Origin of the sequence: Sphingobacterium siyangense, assembly GCF_007830445.1 — a bacterium.
Lineage (GTDB): Bacteria > Bacteroidota > Bacteroidia > Sphingobacteriales > Sphingobacteriaceae > Sphingobacterium > Sphingobacterium siyangense.
In genome coordinates this window covers 101,664-120,193 of record NZ_VLKR01000006.1, presented here as the reverse complement: position 1 = coordinate 120,193, position 18,530 = coordinate 101,664, and the positions used below count along the sequence as shown (strand labels likewise).

Genomic DNA, 18,530 nt, shown 5'->3' with positions numbered 1-18,530 from the left:
ACTAAAGACTACTAAAATTCATCTCTAAACGAACCCATTTACCAGCTGCATTTTTCTCCTTGAACTCATAACCGAATTTCTTAAAGGTGATACTGTAGGCTTCCTTGATCAGTTCAAGACCTTTTACCCAACGGGGATCCTGGAAGGTATCCTCATGTTGTAAAAGCTTCATCACTTTTGCATACTCTAGGTCACCATCATCATTTCGTGCTATATAATCCATTAAGATGCCATGCACGCGCCCCGCTGTTTTTTTTATACCTTCAGATAACAAGAACTCTTTGATAAGTTCTACAGCCTTGTTAGCTCGCTCGTCCCATGATGGATCGGTATCTCGGCGCCTGGTGATACGAAGATCATTTCGGGAATGATTTAACGTAAATCCCCCTCGACTATTTGACCGGATTCCGCCATAATTATTTAAGGAATCTTGGTGGTTTTCCATGACGATATGCATTTTAGCTTTGAAACGTGCATTTGCAAGGGATAACTCTCGAGCCTCATCCATCAGCTCCTCGATCGAAACATCTTTCTTAGCTTCATACTTCCTTTTTTCTTTTGCCCGTTTTACTTTCTCTGCCTTAGCCTCTTTAGCTAGTTCAGCCATCAGCTCCTTGCGCTGCTCTGCTGAAAGTTTTGAAATATCTGTCATCTTCTTAATTTTTTGATTCGGATTTCACGAACGATACAATAAATTAAAAAACCAATTATTAACATTGCTCCTGGAAACCATATCGGTGCCAGTACCCACCACCAAGACCAATCGATCTTACCGATCAGCTTCAATACGATGAACACTATGGCCAGTAAACCCGACAAGCCTATTGAACCGCCATTTGAATTATTGTTAGTTGACATTACCTGCATCCTTTCCTTTAGTCTTTAATTCATCCAAAAACCCTGTCTTTTCGGCCATTTTAAAACCTTCAACGGCGATGTTCAATATTTTTATAGCTTTGGGGTTATGCTCCTGAAATTCGCATAGTTTTGCAGAGACTTTGATAACTGATCCATTAAGATGAGCTACCGTGTGGCCCCCGTGGCTGACAATGGAGAATGCTACTGCATCTCTGGGCATTGTACGATACAAGCTGTCAATCTGATCGATATAATCGGATGATTCGGTCTCTCTTTCAGTATGAGGAAATTTGTATGCATCATAAGCCATGGTAATGATTTCGGCAAGGCCTCGGTTTTCTTTCATCTGTATCGACAGCATTGCTGCAAATGCAATTGGATCCTTGGTCACCAATCCGATCAGTGCTTGTTCACCGTCTTCTGCCAATACGAGTCTACTTATTGAATTGTCCATTGAAGTAAATACTTCTTTCAAATTCTCCATTGATTCTTTTTTTGTTTTGTCCATTTTTAAGTTGTTTTATGATCTATTATTCCTATTATTCCATTTATGATGGCAGCATCTGTTGGATTGACCAGATAGTTTGTATATCCCTGCATGTGGGCAACAAACGCCAGGGCTTCCATACTGTCCAGACTAAATCTGTATTCAGATTTTTGGATCAGTGCCTCTGATCTAAGTTTGTGGAACAGGTTGGAGAGTCCATGATAGGCCATTCTTACAATGGCCGGACTATCCCGTTTGGGTTCCATCCAGCATAATTCAAGGCACGCTATCCAAACCCGAAGTTGGTTATCGCTGATTTTAAACTTGATTTTCATAGCTTGAAGATTAAATCCAGTACATGTTCAAACCTGACGATAAATTCATGGTTTACGGCCAGTAGATTGCCGTTATGTAGCGTATGGTAATCATCGTATACCTTTGCAAAGGTTGCGTGGTCGGGAGGTGGTACAGTAATAATTTCACCCGATGGATCTACTTCCTTCCCTGAAAAAAGCTGATATCTGGCAATCAATATAAATTCCTCGTTCCGCTGGATCCACTCATTGTTCCAAAGGCCTCGCATGAGCGGAGCGTGCCTGACCTTACTTAAAAAGCTTTCATCGTTTCCGTGTAAGACTCGTTTCAAGAACTGCTCATACTGTTCAAATTGATGCTCACAGTATTGTATCTCGGTCCATTCGAGGATATCGCATATTTCATTGATCTGGGAGCTGTTAAGTATCCTTGTCTGCTCTATAAGACTGACACGTTTAACACCTTTGTGATTTTCTGTTAATGTTTTCATCTTATTTCCGATTAATCGTATCTGTTATCAATTTGGCACGGTCAACTTTAGAGCATCCCGCACATTTCTTTGGTAGTTCCTCCTTTTGAGGTACAGGTAAATCGTCGTCTTTTTTGCACGATGTCAGTGCTGACAGAAGCATGCAGAGGTAAATCAGTCTTTTCATCTATTCAAAAATTTTATGTTAGTTTCATTTGTGCTTTTCGCATCCCTTCCTCCCAGATCACCATTGGTTCACTTCCTCCATACCGTGTGGCTTCCACCGGAGTGGCCACAAAGTGACGTACACGCAATTTCACATCCGCATCATACCTTACATCGTCGGCAAGGTCACCCTTTGGCCATAAACCCTGTGCGTGGCAGGTAAAGACAAATAACTTGTCGGGAAACGCTTCAATGAGTTCAAAATATTGCGCTTTGGTAATGCGCAGATATTGAAGACTGTCAATAAAAACGACTTTTCTGCTACGCTCCCTACGCAAACGGTATTTCATGTGTTCAAAGGATTCGCTCTGGAACTGGATCCGGTTTCCTACAGCTCCGACATTTGCCAGTCTTAACGCCCGGCGGAAAGTCATTTTCTTTTTTTCCTCCAGGGAATTGAAATACACCGGCTCAAATCCAGAGAGATACTTTGCCATCTCCAGTACAAGTTTTGTTTTACCATTGGCTGATTCTCCCCAGATGATCCATACCCCTGCGAGCTCAATCTCCTCACCAAGGAGTTTTGCCCAATCACCCTCCAGCTTTACCGTCTTGTACTTGATTTTCTCGATATCAGCATAGCTGAACAACGGTGCTAACTTGATATCCTGTGACATTTACGCGACCTCCTTACCGTTCAATAGAAAATATTTGGCTACCTCTTTACGTACTACCCGCAAATCCCCCTCACTAAGATTATAGATACGTGCTATCTCATCTTCATCATCCAAACCGTTCGCCTTGCATACCGCTTCCACATCGCTATGATCAGGTATATTCAGTTGCAGAAAATTTCCGTGAAGCCTGGACAGTACCTCACGATATCCGATCTTGTCATTTTTGGCACCTCTAAGGATACGTTTCTTAAGTGCCGGTACACCGGAGACCACAAAAGAGCAGCATCTGAAAAGGTAGTTATACATGTCCATGAAAAGGTCAAAAGGTCCCTCCTTAAGCTTATCCATCTGATCGATGATAATAATAGGATCTTCCAGCCCCATGACATGATCAATAAAGCATTCGATCATTTCCTCCATGGTTCCAGATGGGACAATACCACAAGCTTTGAGCAGATTTGATATATATGATCTTGTCCGCCAGAAATTGGCACACTCAATATGGATCACATTTCTGTTATAGCGTTCGTAATCTACATAGGCATGTGACTTGCCCACACCGGCATTGAAGCTGATACCTAAAGTCAGATGCCGCTCTTGGGCTGCCTTCAATAGTTCCATCAGGTTGGTGTAGTTGGTCGTTGCTCCGGTATTCCAGTCCATATCAAGCTTTAATGTCGCCTGTACTTTGCGCCACATGGCGTCAGAAATATTATTCCATTGTCCAGATATCATTTTGCTTACCGTCGCGTTACTGATCCCCAGACGTGCGGAAAGTTCCACCTGTGAATATTTATACTTGTCTGTTTTTGACTTTCCAGATCCTGCTAAACGGAAGAGCTCCGTTGCGATGGATGTTTTATATTCGTTTGTCATAGCTAAATTTATATTTCAGTTAATAATGTCTTCTTTCGGTCTGTATCTATGCTGATAGATTTATTCAAACGGCCATGCATCTTAATATTGAGCTCCTGATCAGCGGCGATACGTTCTGGAGTTATCCCTGTACGTTTCTTGAGCGATTCATACGCTTTCTGATCGCGCTCATGCTCTTTGTCCCGCACTTCAAAATCTTTTTGCCACAAAGCCTTTTCACCCTCTGCCATGGTCACCGGTACCGGATCAAACTCACGTTTTGGCTGCGCATAGGCGACAAGGAATTTCTCTCCCTGTTGATTTGTCTGTAGCAACTGTATATAGGAGTCAAGCCCGTCAGGATCGTAACGGACAATGAATTTTGCACCGACATATTTGCGACGGAATTCAAGATCTATGTTTCCCTCATCATCATACACCTCAAATAGATAATCCTTTTTGTCGATCGTGATCTCCAAGCCGTGCGCACGATAGGTAATCGGGCGTTTTCTCTCTTCAATCCACATGTATTTAAGGATATCTTCATAATTCAGCTCTTCGCTCATCGGCATCGGATCAGCGTAAAGAGTATTGCGGCTGACAAGTTTTGTTGAATGTTTACCTTCATTCCATGTACGTACTATTGCTTCCCATTGTCTGAGTGCCTTATCTTTCGTTGGTAAGCTTTCCTTGATAGACTCCAGATAGTCCATATTGGCGTGCGAATCCGCCCTTTTTGTTTTTATACCCTGACCATCAGAATTGTACAGTCTTGTTGTTACTTCCTGCTGTAACATCCCGTGTAATTTATCCGCTGGATTTCCATGGCCGTAGGCTCTGTGCGGATAATGCGTGCCACCGCTATCTGCTACGATTTTGCTATAGAGTTCCTGCATCTTCGCTGTTTTATGACCGGATTGCTGATCATAGGTTAGAAGGTACGGGCGGCATCCCGCAGTCTGCACGGCCATTTTTATCGCTTTGAAGTGGTCTACATGTGATTCTGTCTCTGATAGGCTCCAGCCAATGATCGTCTCGCTGTAAACGTCAAATACAACGTCAATACGGAAATGTGCGCTCATCTTTGTCGAGCTGTCAGGATCAAAAAATGTCAGATCCAGTTTGGTACCATCCAGTGACCAGTACACATTTGGGAACCACCTGGTCCGATTGCGTGATATTGTATGCTTGAACTCCTTGTCATAGGCATCTTTACCCAGACGCGGCTCTATCCAAATCCGTTTGTTTTCAGGCTTGTTCAAAAACAGTTTCACTGCGGCCTCACTTAGGCTGGGCCATCCTTTCGCATCCATTTCACCCCGATAAAAGTTTAGCAGTTCAGGGATGCTGTACCTGTTCGGCAGGCAATAAACGGCCATGATATAATCGGCTACATCACCCTTTATCTTGATCGTATTTGCGTTTCCCTCACCTGCATGGATGAAAGAAGCATAACCTTCTTTTTGATATTTGTTGTATCTGGCCTGTAAACGGGATGGATGCTTGGGTAAATTATAGCTCCATCGCTTTTCCTTTTTGCCTTCATTCAACGAATTAACGGCTTTGGATATCTCCACCCATGCTTTACTCATTTTAATGGATCTGCTCGAATATTTAGGGTCCTTTAAAAGAGTTTTAATAGCATTTAAGATACAGCAGTTGGTAGCACGCTCTATTTTGGCTTTATCATCCAGTTCTCTACCATCTGGATAACGATGCATTGCAAAGAAATCTATTGCTTTGGTGTCCGGTACAATGTATGGCTCCAGTAGATTGACTACCACCACCTCATTGTAATCACCTAAATTTTCTTTACATGCCATTTTGTATTCTTCTGGAAGAGCATGATAACTTACCAAAGCTTCATTACCCTTACCTTTACCTTCACGAACTCGGACTAATTTTCTGGTTTCGCATTGATACAAGTATTTTCTATAGCTCATTAACTCCCAGTCCTCATATAGAAGACTAGCAGGTATACACAGCTCATTTTTATGGTATTGATACGTTTTCGTTTGCATCATCTTTACTTTTTTCTGTTCCCGCCCGGCGGCGATGACCGGATTACGCTTTCGGGAATTTTGCTAACTTGATAGCTGTCAAACTTTCCGTTTTACAATTCGCTTATTTTCTTTTGGATTGCTGCTTTGGAAGCGCGATCCAATTGATGATATTCATCCTTTATTTTTGTCGGAAAGGTTCCGACACGGTCACCTCGCACCGACATGATGATATAGTTCTTGTGGAACCCGTATTTTCTCCTCAACTCTTCGATGACTGCATCATTGTAGTTGTGTTTATTTTTCCTAGTTTTGTTCATTGTTCAAACTGTTCTTATTGTAGAACAAATATATAAACATTGTTTCGATTTAAACAAGTAAAAATCGAAACAAAAGTTATTTTATTCTTAACTATTTAAAAATGACTGAACTAAGTAGAGTTAAAAAGGTATGCAAATGGCTAATTTTTAATGAAGTTGCAGATAACGACAAAGAACTCTCTGATATTTTAGGTTATACTAAATCGTCTTTTTCACAAATAATTAATGGTAAAGTTCCATTATCAGATAAGTTTATAGATAAATTGATTGGCTTAGATCAAAATATAAACAAAGTTTGGATAAAAACAGGGGAAGGACAAATGTTGCATCAAGAGGAAAAAAATAAAGTTTTGAGCATGACACCACATGCTTCTGACAATAGTCTCCCATTAATTCCAGTAGAAGCTTTTGCCGGTGCAGCACTTAATAATGGCTATGCAGTAGACTTTGAAGCGATTGAGGAGCGCTATAATATCCCATTGTTTGAAGGCAAAGGAGTTGATTTTTTAATGTACGTTCGTGGATCTTCTATGTACCCAAAGTATAGATCGGGCGATATCGTAGCATGTAGATTTGTTAGAGAACTTTTATTTATTCAATGGAATAAAGTATATATAATTGATAGTAAAAGCCAGGGAGCTATGATTAAGAGACTTCTTCCAAGTAAAAATCCTGATCATGTTATTTGTCGATCTGATAATAAGGAGTATATCGACTTTGAGGTCCCGTTAAGTGATATACAAAACATAGCTATGGTTATTGGCTGTATTAGCTTAGAATAAGAACAAAATGTATTCTCAATTCAAAAATCTATCAATATTATCCATTTAGCCACTTATAATCAGTGTTTTATAAAAAATCAACAGGATGACATTACTAAACCACATGTCAATTCAATTAAATTTACAGGCAAAACACACGTTTTTATGTAAAACTACTATCATACTCACGTCAATAAAACAAGTGCTTTCATGTACCTAAACATGTATCTAAACTAGTATCTTACTTAAACAAACATAACAATACGCCATTTTTTCTAATGTTTAAATAACAATCAAACAATAGCAGTTCCTACAGTTGCATATCATAGCTTTTACAAATAAAAATCACATTTAATCGGGTATCAGGCCGTTTAAAGACATTTTAATTTACGAATGGTACTTATGGGATCACTATGGTATCAAACTTTTAATACAATGGTATTAAAATGGTAGACTATGGTAGGCTTATAACACTTTGTTTTTTTCGCGCTATGCGCGGCGTTTGTGGGAAAACGCCGTTTGTTATATCATTAACAATGATTTTAACCGTTTTTGCCGTTTTTGATTTAATAACGTTTTGTTTTACCCCCTATATCCAACAGACTTTTTTAATTGTTTGGGAACGTAAAAATAATGCGAATCAGCAAATCCAATTCAGTACCCAGCTCTTCCAGATTGCGCGCACAAAATTGATTGATGAATTGCGCCGGCGTGCATTGAATAGAAAATATGTAGCGTTTGAGAAACCATTTGTACTGACCCAATATGAAGATCTTGAACGACAAATTGCCTATAAAGGAGAGTTAGAATACGTAAAAGAGCTGATTACACAAATGCCTTTTATGCGGCAACAGGTGTTTTATCTTCATAAAATTGAAGAATTGAGTTATAAAGAAATTGCCGTCAAATTGTCCATCTCCCCGAAGACTGTAGAAAACCACGTTAGCATTGGCCTGAAATTTATTAAAAAATTTTTTAAGTTGTCTTAGGGGACAAGCCCATCACTATTCGTATAACAGTTATATACCTATCCCGCTAAAAGGATAGAAACTGTTATGAATCGCAAATCCTTATTAAATAAATTCCTGGCGAATGAATGTTCTGCTGAGGAAGCGAAACTTGTGTTCACCTGGCTGAATGACGATCCGACATTATTGGACGATCTCATTTCGGAAGATGATTGGGTATCCTATATCAATCAGGAAAATAAGTCAAAACGTGGTGGCGATAGCCTGTTGAGAATTATTACTGTATTTGTTCTGTTTGGTTTCCTGTTCGTTTTATCCAATCTTTTGAGCACATCAACCGATAAACCTATACAAACAGCAAGCTTCATTCATGAAATTTACTACAACCCTTCTGCTCAGCCTAAAGAAATTATTGCAGCAGACAATTCAATTTTAACCTTGGAACCCGGTGCACTGATTCAGCTAGGTATAAAACCGGATCTTGATTTTCGGCGGGTTAAACTATTCAGTGGAAGAGTCAATTTTAAAGTAGCAAAGGATCCTTCAAAACCTTTCATCGTCGAAAGCGGCACGTTGATGACCACAGCGCTGGGAACAGAATTCATTGTGGATTATAATGCGGCAGTTGAACATGTTTTGATCCGATTATTTGAGGGGAAAGTTCGCGTTGAATCTATAGAACCGTCCGTAGTAGAGACAAATATTTTGAAACCTGGCCAACAGATTTATTTTGGCGGGGCGAACAAGATGCTTGTTTCAAATTTCAGAGGTACGCCAAAAATGAGCGCGAGGGAAAGTCTACCAGCCCAGCTTATGCTTTCCGCGACGGAAAAACAGTACCGCAATCCGGCAACAATTCACCAGAGCGCCAATTGGCTCCAATTGGAAGAAACCGCTGTATCTGATATTATTCAATATATCAATCATGAGCTTGATGTACCTATATCCTATGATTCATTAATCGTGAAAAACTATCGGATAAAGGGGCGGTTTAGCAAGAATCCAACAATGGATCTGAAAGACAAAACGGATCTTGCGGCGTCTATTCTGCAGTTGATTGTTGAGGTGAATCCGTTTATTCTTGAAAAACAACATAATACATATATACTCAAACCTAAAAAATAGAATCATGGTAAATTTCAACTTAACCAAGAAACCATTTTTTGTTTTTCTTGTCTTGACACTGTTATCTTTTCGATGTCTAGCGGGAACAATAAATGGTGTAATCAAAAACTCGTCGGGGCAACGGCTGGCAGGGGTAAGTATAATTTTGAAAAATCCCGGCAGCAGTTTTTCAACAGCAGCCTCGAGTGCGAGTGATGGGAGTTTTCGTTTTGCTGATGTACCGAATGGAAAGGGGTATGAACTGACTTTTTCATACATCGGGTATCAAAGCTATGTAGAACGAAATGTGCAGGTTTCCGCTGATGGAGCCACCACTCTTTCCATTATTTTGGAGGATCAGGTGAATCAGCTAGAAGATGTTGTCGTGATCGGATACGGTAAACAAAAGAAAAGCGATCTGACAGGTGCCATTGCATCGCTTTCCAGCAACGAGCTAACGAAAGGAGGAGCGGTGAGCAATGTAGGTCAGGCCCTACAGGGTAAAGCTTCCGGTGTCGTTGTAACCCAGAATTCAAAGGCCCCGGGTGGTAGCACGTCTATTCGGATTCGCGGAACCAATTCGATTAGTGGAAGTAATGATCCACTCTATGTGATCGATGGATTTCCAACAAATAATGGAATCAACATCAATCCTGATGATATTGCTTCCATGGATATCTTAAAGGATGCTTCGGCAACGGCTATCTACGGTTCCAGAGGTGCCAATGGTGTTATTATCATTACCACAAAACGTGGTCTTACGGATAAAAACAACATTACCTATAGTGGCTATGTGGGAACACAGAAACCGATTATACCGTTCACCTTTCTCGACGGTAAGCAATATATGAATCTTGCCAATGCACTTTATAAGGAGATTCAGGGGCAAGAAAATCAGGAATATGCAGTCTACACCAAATCACAGCTCGAGTCTGATGTCAATACGGATTGGGTAAAGGAGACCATGCGGAACGGTATTTTGCAAAACCATAATTTACAGTTTTCCGGAGGTGGTGAGAAAACCAAAGTGTTGACGAGCATAGGTTATTTTGATCAAAAGGGTGTTTTGAAGACGACAGACTTTAATCGAATTTCGGGACGTATCAACGTGGATCAAAAGGTAAACGATTATATTCGCACTGGGGCGAGCCTATCCGCGCAACGGGAAAAATCGAATATGCAGGTGTATGACGGAAATATCCTGAATTCAAATGTTTTGTACAGCATATTGACCTATGATCCGACGGTACCTGTTTACAATGCAGACGGTAGTTTTGGAAGACCTCCAGGGGGGCAGGGTGACAATCCCTTGGCCAACCTGATGTCACGGATCAATGATGTGCAAAGGGACAAGTTGAATGGAAATATTTTTCTTGAGGTAAATCCGATCAAGGAACTGACTTTGCGCATGGATGCAGGAACAGAAATAACGCATGATCAATTGGGCAGTTATCTGACTAGAGACTCTTATCAGGGTGGGATAGATGATGGTGTGGCAAGTCAGGCCGATTATAATGAAACCCATAACCTGATTGATTTTTATGCCACCTATGCGAAGGTGTTTAATGAGAAACACAATTTGAGTGTGATGGGGGGCTATTCGTATGAGAAATACGTGCGAAACAATAAGGGGATCAATGTGAAAGGTTTTTCAACGGATCTGCTGGAATACAATAATTTAGGAATGGCCTCTAGTATTACGGGAGTAAATTCTGCAAAAGCTGAGAACTTGGTCATCTCTTTTTTCGGGCGGGTAAATTACGCCTATGCTGATAAGTATCTGTTGACTGCAACCTTACGTCGTGATGGATCCTCGCGCTTTAGTCCCAACCATCGTTGGGGAACCTTTCCTTCAGCAGCTTTTGCATGGAAGGTCAACAATGAGGATTTCATGAAAGAGCAGCAGTTATTTTCGGATCTAAAATTTAGGTTGGGTTACGGACAGACGGGTAATGATCGCGTTGCGGATTATGCTTCTTATGGATTGATGGATAATGGTCACTATACGTTTGATGGTGTGACCAATTCGGGTGGCGTTAAACAAAACCCAACTTATCCTGAAAACGATAAATTAAAATGGGAATCCACAACGCAATATAACGTAGGACTTGATTTTTCATTTTTTAAAAATCGATTAGCCTTTACCGTAGATGCCTATTATAAGAAAACCAATGATCTTTTGATTAAGAGTATATTGCCTTATTACACAGGATATACCTCCGGACAGCGCAATCTAGGTACGATGAATAACAAAGGGTTGGAGTTTTCGGTAACCAGTAAGAATATGACCGGAGCGTTTACCTGGGAGACAAAATTGAATTTAACGATGAACCGCAATAAGGTGTCAAGTTTGGGTGGAGAGCCTGAACAGTTGTTGACTTCGTCAAAACCAATGGGTAATGTTTCTGAAGAAGCTTATTCGGTTATTCGTGTCGGGGAATCGTTGGGCTCTTTATTTGGCTATAGATACCTGGGGGTTATTCAACAAGGAGAAAACTATGCGCCACAGCCAAATTCTAAACCCGGCGATCCAAAGTTCGCGGATGTGAACGGCGATGGTACAATCAATTCTGCGGACCGGACGATCATCGGTCGTGGTTATCCGAAGTTCAATTTTGGTATGACCAATACATTCGCGTATAAAAACTTTGATCTGACGGCCTTCATTTATGGAAATGTCGGAAACGATCTCCTTAATATGACACGCATGAATCTGGAGTGGAAACGTACCACAGAAGCTTTAAATCGATGGACACCGACAAACACCAATACGGATATTCCAAGAAACGGATTCTACTACATGAACTATGGTGGCTATATCAATGACCATTTTATTGAGAATGCTTCTTTTTTGCGGTTGCGTAATCTGACACTCGGTTATACCATTCCATTGAAAACAAAAGCGGTTCAATCGATACGGGTATATGGTATGGCGGAAAACTTATTTACGATTAGCAATTATTCTGGATGGGATCCTGAGGTGGATACCAAGGGATATGAAAATGATGCGCTGGTTAAAAATAGAGCTGGAAATAATCAGAGTGCCAATGCAGGGGTGGGGCTGGATTTTAATTCATATCCTTCGATGCGCTCGTTTACTTTTGGTGTAAGTGCAACATTTTAATAGCTAATATCTAAATCAGAAATGACATGAAGACGTTTAAAAATAATATCAAATATATCTTGGGTATGGCAGGTTTGGCCATTGTTTTGGGCCTCAGCTTGAATAGCTGTACCAAGCTGGACCCTAAATTATACAGTGATCTTACAACAAAAAATGCCTACTCAACAGAAAGTGATATCAATGCTGCCCTGACGGGTGTCTATACGAGTTTATCGCCTTATCCGGGGGATGCTTATTTATACTATGCGGGTTATTTGGTGATGATCACCGATTACGCAACGGATATAGGCTTTTCTACAGCGGCAGGTGATCCTACACGGATGAGCAACTTTACCTATGATGATAATAACAGGTATTTTAAATTTAATTATCAGAATATGTACCAGGTGATCAGCAATGCCAATATGTTGATTGATCGTATTGAGAGTGTAACTATTCCCGACGATCGGAAGAAGAAAATTATCGCACAGGCCAGGTTCTTGCGGTCATTATCTTATATGGATCTTACAGATGCCTGGGGACCGGTACCACTGATAACGACAGTCAAGAATCCGACGGAAAGCTACAATGAACCCTTGGTTGCTGTAGAGAAAATTGATGCACAAATTGCTGAAGATTGTCAGTATGCAATCGATAACTTGCCGGAGAAATGGTCGGACGAACTGGGCATTGGCCGTGCTACAAAAGGCGCCGCGTTGACCTTAATGGGAAAGATGTATATGCGTTCGCACAATTATGAAAAAGCAAAAACGTATATCGATCAGGTTTTAGCGTTACGTGATAAAGGTGTATACACGCTGAATCCAGATTTTAAGAAGGAGTGGTCCGACAATAATAAAATGGATATGGGGCTGATATTTGGCATCTTGCATGAGCCTACATTAAATGGAGGCGAGATTACCAATCACTTTGGTCCGACCGACAACCCTGAAGTACCGGATAGATGGCAGTACTATGGTGTTTCCCTTGATTTTTGGCGAAAATATAGTGATCTCGATCCGCGTAAAAAGTTTTTCTATTATAATTACACCGGAAAGGCTGCACGGGACAAAAATACAAAGTATGGATTTTTTTACATGTTGCCTGCTAAAGGACAGACTACTCCGCCAAGTGATACCGTAAAATTCCTGCAAAATGTTGCGACGAAAAAGTATTCTTATGATATGGTCAATAACTCCTATCTGGATGGGCGCACGATTCAGGTTCTCCGTTTGGCGGATGTTATTTTGTGCAAGGCTGAGATTGAAAATGCACTGAACGGACCCGCGGCAGCATTGCCTTATATCAATGAAGTCCGGAAGAGAGCTGGAGCACCTGAATATGGTAAGCATCCTGATTTCCCTAGTCCTGCAAGTAAGGAGGCTCTGATCGATGCGCTTGTTGACGAACGTGGTTTTGAGCTTGTCTTTGAATACAAAAGACGTCAGGATCTGATCCGCCTGGGCCGCTATGAAAAAGTAAGCAATGCTTATTTGAAAGGTCGCGGACTGAAAGAAAATGTCACTGAAGCCATGCGCTATTTCCCTTATCCATTGGAAGAAGCACGTTTGCATCAAGAAATGACTACAGCCAATCCATCGCGATTGCCTAAATAACCCAAACTAAAGCGCATTATATTCGGTAATGCGCTTTGTTTGATAGACCAGTGGAATTGAAATTATTTACAGATGAAACCAATTAAAGCAATTATTGCACTGATTGTGGTGGCTATAGCAGTATTTGCTGCTTACTATTATTATGCACATCAGGTTGACATTGAAAATATTGAGGTGAGCTCACCCAATAATTTGCCGCTCAACGCTGCTATTCAGGTGAAACTAAATCAGGCAGAAGCCGTGTATGTGGAGTATTGGAAAGAGGGGGATAAACAGTCTTATAAAACAACTGTTTCAAATGCTGCTGTTCAGCATAACATTCCGTTAATGACGCTTGAACCAAATACAAGTTATAAATTTAGGGTTATCATAGACCGGATTATTCCCATAAAATCCAGCGAACAATCTTTTAAAACAAGAGCGCAATCGCCATGGATGGTGCACGACTGGATCAAGGCCGACCATCCACATGATGAAAAGGCCCTAGGTAATGGTATGGTATTATTATGTTATCGCGGATTTCCAGGCTACATGGCCATGGTGGACGGCAAAGGGACGATTCGTTGGTATTGGCAGGACGAAAAGCTGGGCGTGCGTCTTGCCTCTTTGACCCCAAGGGGTACTATCCTCGCCTTATTGGCTCCAGCGAGTAAAGATGAATTCAACAAACCCAATCAGCCAAGCAAGAAATCGACCAATGCAAGTTATTATTTAAGAAGTGGTCGTATCGGATTTGTCGGTGGGACTGTACTTGTTGAAATTGATCTTACGGGTAAAGAAATAGCACGTATCGATTTGGATAAAAAAGGGATCATCATGCACCATGACGTGCAGATGGATCACAATAATAATATTGTCGGTATCGTGCGGGATTTTAGGATCGACGATCGGCCCAACCATCCAAAAGATACCCTTTGGGGCGATGCTATTTTGACGATGGATATAAAAGGTAATATTTTGAAGAAATGGTCTCCCTGGGAAAAATGGGATATTCAGCAGGATAAAAAATTAGACAGCCTGAAGCATGACCGATTTCATTTTAATACCATTTCCTTCGATCGTGACAACAATTATTTGACTTCTTCGCCAATTGAAAATCAGGTCTGGAAAATTGATGCCAAAACTGGTGATATTCTCTGGAAATTGGGAAAGGGTGGCGATTATAAATTAAAGGACCAGGAACTGTTTTATTTCCAGCATGCACCGCATATCACAAAAACTGGTGAGCTGTTGCTTTTTGACAATGGTGATTTTTCTCCGCGTGACAGTACAACAGCCAATAAGCAATCTCGGGCGATCGCTTTTAGGCTTGATCAAAGGAATAAAACGGCAACAGTAGCTTATACGGCCCCAATTCCTAAAAAGCAGTTTACAGCAAGAATGGGCAGTGCCTATGAACTGGATAATGGTAATTTACTGCAGACTAGCTCAAAAACAGGTAGTGTATTGGTGACGGATAAAACAGGAAAAGTGCTTTGGGAATTAAACGCTTATTTTATTCCGTATCGCGCTATTTATGTGCCTGAGGAAACCTGGCATAAATACAGACAAAACTAAGTTAAGATGTTAGGAATAAAACTTAATATTAGTTCTCTTATTGACCAATAAAAGTAGCTGCACTATAGACTCATGTTAGGGAAGCAGTGCAGCTTGTAAATCGTATCAGGCCTATGGAAAAGCTTGGTAAAGACAAAAATATTTTGAATAAATACTATTCGCATGAAAAAAAGAACAGCCTCTTATAAGCTGGCAATTATCCTTGCCGTATCCTTATGCGCAAACTCGGCCCGGGCGCAATTGACCTATCCTCCGGAAACACAAAAGTGGGATGCGGACCTGCTGGGTAATCATCGAGCAGTGCTGCAGGTAAACACGGATCAGAAGGAGGTGCAGGTTACTATTCCGTGGCGAAATCGCTGGGTTGAGGCAAATCAGCAAGTTATTATCGTCGACAGTGCCAGCAATAGGCAAATCGCACCCAGCTCTTATCTTTGGATGAATACGGAATCTGGTGGACTACGGTTTAAGCCGATTTCCGGGAAGGGCGTTTACTATGTCTATTATTTACCGTATCAGATGGGTGGCCGCAGCCGCAATTATCCGGATGCAATTTATCTTAAAAATGCCGTTTCAGCACCAGTGAAAGTAGCACAACATGAGGCAGGGAACTCAAAAGGAGTTACTGTTGCACGCTTTGATGCCGTAGATAAATACAATAGTAATGATCCGATGGAACTGATCGCGAGTGCCGAAGAAGTGCGAGGCTTTGTGAACAGAAATGCGAATGCCGCTTATTATCTTTTTCCTGAATTGCGGGAGTTTCCGATTAAAATGGAAAGCAATCTTCCGCAACGCTGGCTTATGAAGGGTAAAGCCATGACTAAGTTGCAGGGCACAGGGCAGAAAGGTGAATTTTATGGATTTCAACTCGGGGTATGGTCTCCAAAGCAGGACCTCCATGAAATTCAAATTTCTTTCTCGGATTTTAAAGCAAGTGATGGGGCTATTATTCCCGCGAGTAGCCTGAATTGTATCAATACCCAAGGTACGGATTATACCGGAAAAGCAATGGCACTGCAGGTTGATATACCAAAAGATAAGGTTCAGGCCCTGTGGTGCGGTATACAGATTCCGGAGGTTACTGCAAGCGGAACTTACCATGGCGTGGTTACCGTAAAGCCAAAAAATGCGGTAGCGAAACAGGTCAATGTGGAAATAAGGGTTTCAGATGCTTCAGGTGATATATCCGGTGTTGATCAACCATGGAAAATGACGCGACTACCATGGCTCAATTCGACATTGGCCCAAAAAAACACAGTGGTTGCGCCTTATACAGCTATTGAATTAAAAGCGGACTCTACCTTACATATTTTAGGCCGCGAGGTGAAACTCCATGCGAGTGGTTTTCCAAAACAGATCAGCACGTTTTTTACGCCCGAATTGACTGAAATATCGTCCAAGGCGAATAACCTCTTATTTGAACCGCTTCATTTTCATTTTTATAGTGCTTCAGATGGAAAGGAAATTCAACTTAAACCAAGCGGGATCCGATTTGAAACCAAAAGTGAAGGTGAATATAGTTGGACGGCCAAAAATGAGTCTTCCGATCTGACAATGGAAGTAGAGGGTAAATTGGAATTTGATGGCTATATGCATTATGTGGTCAAGCTCACGGCGCTAAAGGACCTGTCATTAAAAGATGCCACGATGCATATCCCGATGATGCCCGATAAGACGGATTATTTTATGGGACTCGGGCAAAAGGGAGGAAAGAGGCCCGAACAGCTTACCTGGAAATGGGATGTAGCCCATAAAAATCAGGATGGTGGTTGGATAGGTGCTGTAGATGCCGGACTCCAGTTTTCACTCCGTGACGAGCATTATTCTCGGCCGCTCAATACGAATTTTTATCTTCAAAAGCCGCTTGTGCTGCCACAGTCCTGGGGTAATGAAAATAAAGGGGGAATTGATATTGGCCTGAAAGGAAAATCGGTTTTGGTCAATAGTTACAGCGGAGCCCGTGAACTCAAAAAAGGCGATGTGCTTTATTACAATTTTAACCTGCTAATTACCCCTTTTCACCCGATCAATACGGAAGCACAATGGAATGAACGGTATTACCATGCCTATAAACCCGTTGATTCTGTTGTTGCAAGTGGATCTAATGTCATCAATATCCATCATGGAAATGAAATAAATCCATATATCAATTATCCGTTTATTGCGACAAAAGAAATGAAGCAATATATCGATCAGGCACATGATAAGGGCTTAAAGGTCAAGATCTACAATACCGTTCGTGAGGTTTCAAATCGGGTTTATGAGCTCTATCCATTGCGTAGTCTGGGCACTGAGGTGTTTTCACCTGGAAAAGGAGGCGGATATTCCTGGTTGCAGGAGCATGTGGGTAAAAATTATATCGCTGCATGGTATGTTCCCCAATTTAAAGACGCGGCTATTATCAATAGCGGAATGAATAGATGGCACAATTATTACGTGGAAGGCATGAATTGGCTGGTAGATCATATCGGTATCGATGGGATTTATTTGGATGATGTTGCCTTCGATCGGGTAACCATGAAAAGAATAAAACGTGTACTGACAAAAAATGGCAAACCTGGTCTGATCGATTTGCATTCGGCAAATCAATATAATAAAAGTGATGGATTCAATAATAGCGCGAATCTGTATCTGGAGCATTTTCCGTACATCAATAGATTATGGTTTGGTGAATACTTTGACTACGAGAATAACCAACCCGATTTTTTCCTTACCGAGGTGAGCGGCATTCCGTTTGGTTTAATGGGTGAAATGCTACAGGATGGTGGAAATCCTTGGCGGGGTATGCTCTATGGCATGACCAATAGGATGCCTTACCAAAAATTGACACCTGCTGATCTATGGAGAGCGTGGGATCAATTTGGCATCAAAGGGAGTAAAATGATAGGTTATTGGTCGCCAAATATTCCTGTTAAAACCGATCATGATAAGGTTCTTACAACTGTTTATAGCCGTGCGGGCAAGGCGATGGTAGCTATCGCTAGCTGGGCGGATGGTGATGTGGATGTAAAATTGGCCATTGACTGGGAAAAATTGGGGATTGATTCTGGAAAGGCAAAATTATCCGCACCATTAATCCCTAATTTTCAAAAGGGAGCGCAGTATAAATTAGGCGATGCGATTCCGGTAGCAAAGAATAAAGGACTTTTGTTGATTATTGAATAGCAGTACGATATTGCTACAAGATGCAATTTATCATAGGCTTTTTGTTGATGCAAAGATGCAAATAACCTATGATAGATTCATTTATGTTGAAGTTCGGTGAAGTTAAT

17 protein-coding genes are annotated in these 18,530 nt (G+C 41.2%); 7 read left to right on the top strand and 10 right to left on the bottom strand.

Annotated elements, in window-relative coordinates; all coding sequences use genetic code 11:
• Window position 1: 1 nt before the first annotated feature.
• From IQ31_RS07605 to IQ31_RS07565, 10 genes are all read right to left on the bottom strand, one after another.
• Complete coding sequence (locus IQ31_RS07605) at window positions 2-652, bottom strand: DUF3164 family protein (RefSeq protein WP_145327610.1); 651 nt, start codon at window positions 650-652, stop codon at window positions 2-4.
• Window positions 649-858 (bottom strand): hypothetical protein, encoded by a 210-nt coding sequence (locus IQ31_RS07600; RefSeq protein ID WP_145327609.1) that lies wholly within the window; start codon window positions 856-858, stop codon window positions 649-651. The genes IQ31_RS07605 and IQ31_RS07600 overlap by 4 nt, the downstream gene beginning before the upstream one ends.
• Entirely contained in the window at window positions 848-1,366 is a 519-nt protein-coding gene (locus tag IQ31_RS07595; RefSeq protein WP_145327608.1) for a hypothetical protein, read from the bottom strand. The genes IQ31_RS07600 and IQ31_RS07595 overlap by 11 nt, the downstream gene beginning before the upstream one ends.
• 2 nt (window positions 1,367-1,368) lie before the next feature.
• Complete coding sequence (locus IQ31_RS07590) at window positions 1,369-1,680, bottom strand: hypothetical protein (protein ID WP_145327607.1); 312 nt, start codon at window positions 1,678-1,680, stop codon at window positions 1,369-1,371.
• Window positions 1,677-2,150 (bottom strand): hypothetical protein, encoded by a 474-nt coding sequence (locus tag IQ31_RS07585; protein ID WP_145327606.1) that lies wholly within the window; start codon window positions 2,148-2,150, stop codon window positions 1,677-1,679. The genes IQ31_RS07590 and IQ31_RS07585 overlap by 4 nt, the downstream gene beginning before the upstream one ends.
• A gap of 1 nt (window position 2,151) precedes the next feature.
• Window positions 2,152-2,316, bottom strand: a complete 165-nt coding sequence (locus tag IQ31_RS27280) for a hypothetical protein (protein ID WP_158638819.1) — start codon at window positions 2,314-2,316, stop codon at window positions 2,152-2,154.
• Window positions 2,317-2,329: 13 nt separating this feature from the next.
• The gene (locus IQ31_RS07580) at window positions 2,330-2,971 is read right to left on the bottom strand and encodes a P-loop NTPase family protein (protein WP_145327605.1); all 642 of its coding nucleotides are present in this window, start codon (window positions 2,969-2,971) and stop codon (window positions 2,330-2,332) included.
• Window positions 2,972-3,847, bottom strand: coding sequence for an AAA family ATPase (locus tag IQ31_RS07575; protein ID WP_145327604.1), 876 nt, complete (start codon window positions 3,845-3,847; stop codon window positions 2,972-2,974).
• A gap of 8 nt (window positions 3,848-3,855) precedes the next feature.
• Entirely contained in the window at window positions 3,856-5,850 is a 1,995-nt protein-coding gene (locus tag IQ31_RS07570) for a hypothetical protein (RefSeq protein ID WP_208734156.1), read from the bottom strand.
• Between the two features lie 89 nt (window positions 5,851-5,939).
• A complete protein-coding gene (locus IQ31_RS07565; protein ID WP_145327603.1) occupies window positions 5,940-6,146 on the bottom strand; it encodes a hypothetical protein in 207 nt (68 codons plus the stop codon).
• A gap of 101 nt (window positions 6,147-6,247) precedes the next feature.
• Between IQ31_RS07565 and IQ31_RS07560 the strand changes: the two genes are divergently transcribed.
• From IQ31_RS07560 to IQ31_RS07530, 7 genes are all read left to right on the top strand, one after another.
• Entirely contained in the window at window positions 6,248-6,928 is a 681-nt protein-coding gene (locus IQ31_RS07560; protein WP_145327602.1) for a LexA family transcriptional regulator, read from the top strand.
• Between the two features lie 515 nt (window positions 6,929-7,443).
• Window positions 7,444-7,896: an RNA polymerase sigma factor gene (locus IQ31_RS07555; protein WP_158638816.1), complete on the top strand. Its 453-nt coding sequence runs from the start codon at window positions 7,444-7,446 to the stop codon at window positions 7,894-7,896.
• A gap of 66 nt (window positions 7,897-7,962) precedes the next feature.
• Entirely contained in the window at window positions 7,963-9,000 is a 1,038-nt protein-coding gene (locus IQ31_RS07550) for a FecR family protein (protein WP_075991637.1), read from the top strand.
• 4 nt (window positions 9,001-9,004) lie between these two features.
• Complete coding sequence (locus tag IQ31_RS07545; protein ID WP_120336755.1) at window positions 9,005-12,103, top strand: SusC/RagA family TonB-linked outer membrane protein; 3,099 nt, start codon at window positions 9,005-9,007, stop codon at window positions 12,101-12,103.
• Window positions 12,104-12,129: 26 nt separating this feature from the next.
• Window positions 12,130-13,698, top strand: coding sequence for a RagB/SusD family nutrient uptake outer membrane protein (locus IQ31_RS07540; protein ID WP_208734154.1), 1,569 nt, complete (start codon window positions 12,130-12,132; stop codon window positions 13,696-13,698).
• Window positions 13,699-13,770: 72 nt separating this feature from the next.
• Window positions 13,771-15,255 carry an aryl-sulfate sulfotransferase gene (locus tag IQ31_RS07535; RefSeq protein WP_145327600.1) on the top strand — a complete coding sequence of 495 codons (1,485 nt, stop codon included), beginning with the start codon at window positions 13,771-13,773 and terminating at the stop codon, window positions 15,253-15,255.
• Between the two features lie 162 nt (window positions 15,256-15,417).
• On the top strand, window positions 15,418-18,423 hold the full coding sequence (locus IQ31_RS07530; RefSeq protein ID WP_145327599.1) for a glycoside hydrolase domain-containing protein: 3,006 nt from the start codon (window positions 15,418-15,420) through the stop codon (window positions 18,421-18,423).
• The last annotated feature ends 107 nt before the right edge of the window (window positions 18,424-18,530 follow it).

Excerpts from the sequence above, each read along its gene's own strand:
- IQ31_RS07580 (WP_145327605.1), bottom strand. The coding sequence starts at position 2,971 with ATGTCACAGGATATCAAGTTAGCACCGTTGTTCAGCTATGCTGATATC.
- IQ31_RS07565 (WP_145327603.1), bottom strand. The coding sequence starts at position 6,146 with ATGAACAAAACTAGGAAAAATAAACACAACTACAATGATGCAGTCATC.
- IQ31_RS27280 (WP_158638819.1), bottom strand. The coding sequence starts at position 2,316 with ATGAAAAGACTGATTTACCTCTGCATGCTTCTGTCAGCACTGACATCG.
- IQ31_RS07535 (WP_145327600.1), top strand. The coding sequence starts at position 13,771 with ATGAAACCAATTAAAGCAATTATTGCACTGATTGTGGTGGCTATAGCA.
- IQ31_RS07540 (WP_208734154.1), top strand. The coding sequence starts at position 12,130 with ATGAAGACGTTTAAAAATAATATCAAATATATCTTGGGTATGGCAGGT.
- IQ31_RS07595 (WP_145327608.1), bottom strand. The coding sequence starts at position 1,366 with ATGGACAAAACAAAAAAAGAATCAATGGAGAATTTGAAAGAAGTATTT.
- IQ31_RS07585 (WP_145327606.1), bottom strand. The coding sequence starts at position 2,150 with ATGAAAACATTAACAGAAAATCACAAAGGTGTTAAACGTGTCAGTCTT.
- IQ31_RS07555 (WP_158638816.1), top strand. The coding sequence starts at position 7,444 with ATGATTTTAACCGTTTTTGCCGTTTTTGATTTAATAACGTTTTGTTTT.
- IQ31_RS07545 (WP_120336755.1), top strand. The coding sequence starts at position 9,005 with ATGGTAAATTTCAACTTAACCAAGAAACCATTTTTTGTTTTTCTTGTC.
- IQ31_RS07560 (WP_145327602.1), top strand. The coding sequence starts at position 6,248 with ATGACTGAACTAAGTAGAGTTAAAAAGGTATGCAAATGGCTAATTTTT.
- IQ31_RS07550 (WP_075991637.1), top strand. The coding sequence starts at position 7,963 with ATGAATCGCAAATCCTTATTAAATAAATTCCTGGCGAATGAATGTTCT.
- IQ31_RS07590 (WP_145327607.1), bottom strand. The coding sequence starts at position 1,680 with ATGAAAATCAAGTTTAAAATCAGCGATAACCAACTTCGGGTTTGGATA.
- IQ31_RS07570 (WP_208734156.1), bottom strand. The coding sequence starts at position 5,850 with ATGATGCAAACGAAAACGTATCAATACCATAAAAATGAGCTGTGTATA.
- IQ31_RS07600 (WP_145327609.1), bottom strand. The coding sequence starts at position 858 with ATGTCAACTAACAATAATTCAAATGGCGGTTCAATAGGCTTGTCGGGT.
- IQ31_RS07575 (WP_145327604.1), bottom strand. The coding sequence starts at position 3,847 with ATGACAAACGAATATAAAACATCCATCGCAACGGAGCTCTTCCGTTTA.
- IQ31_RS07605 (WP_145327610.1), bottom strand. The coding sequence starts at position 652 with ATGACAGATATTTCAAAACTTTCAGCAGAGCAGCGCAAGGAGCTGATG.
- IQ31_RS07530 (WP_145327599.1), top strand. The coding sequence starts at position 15,418 with ATGAAAAAAAGAACAGCCTCTTATAAGCTGGCAATTATCCTTGCCGTA.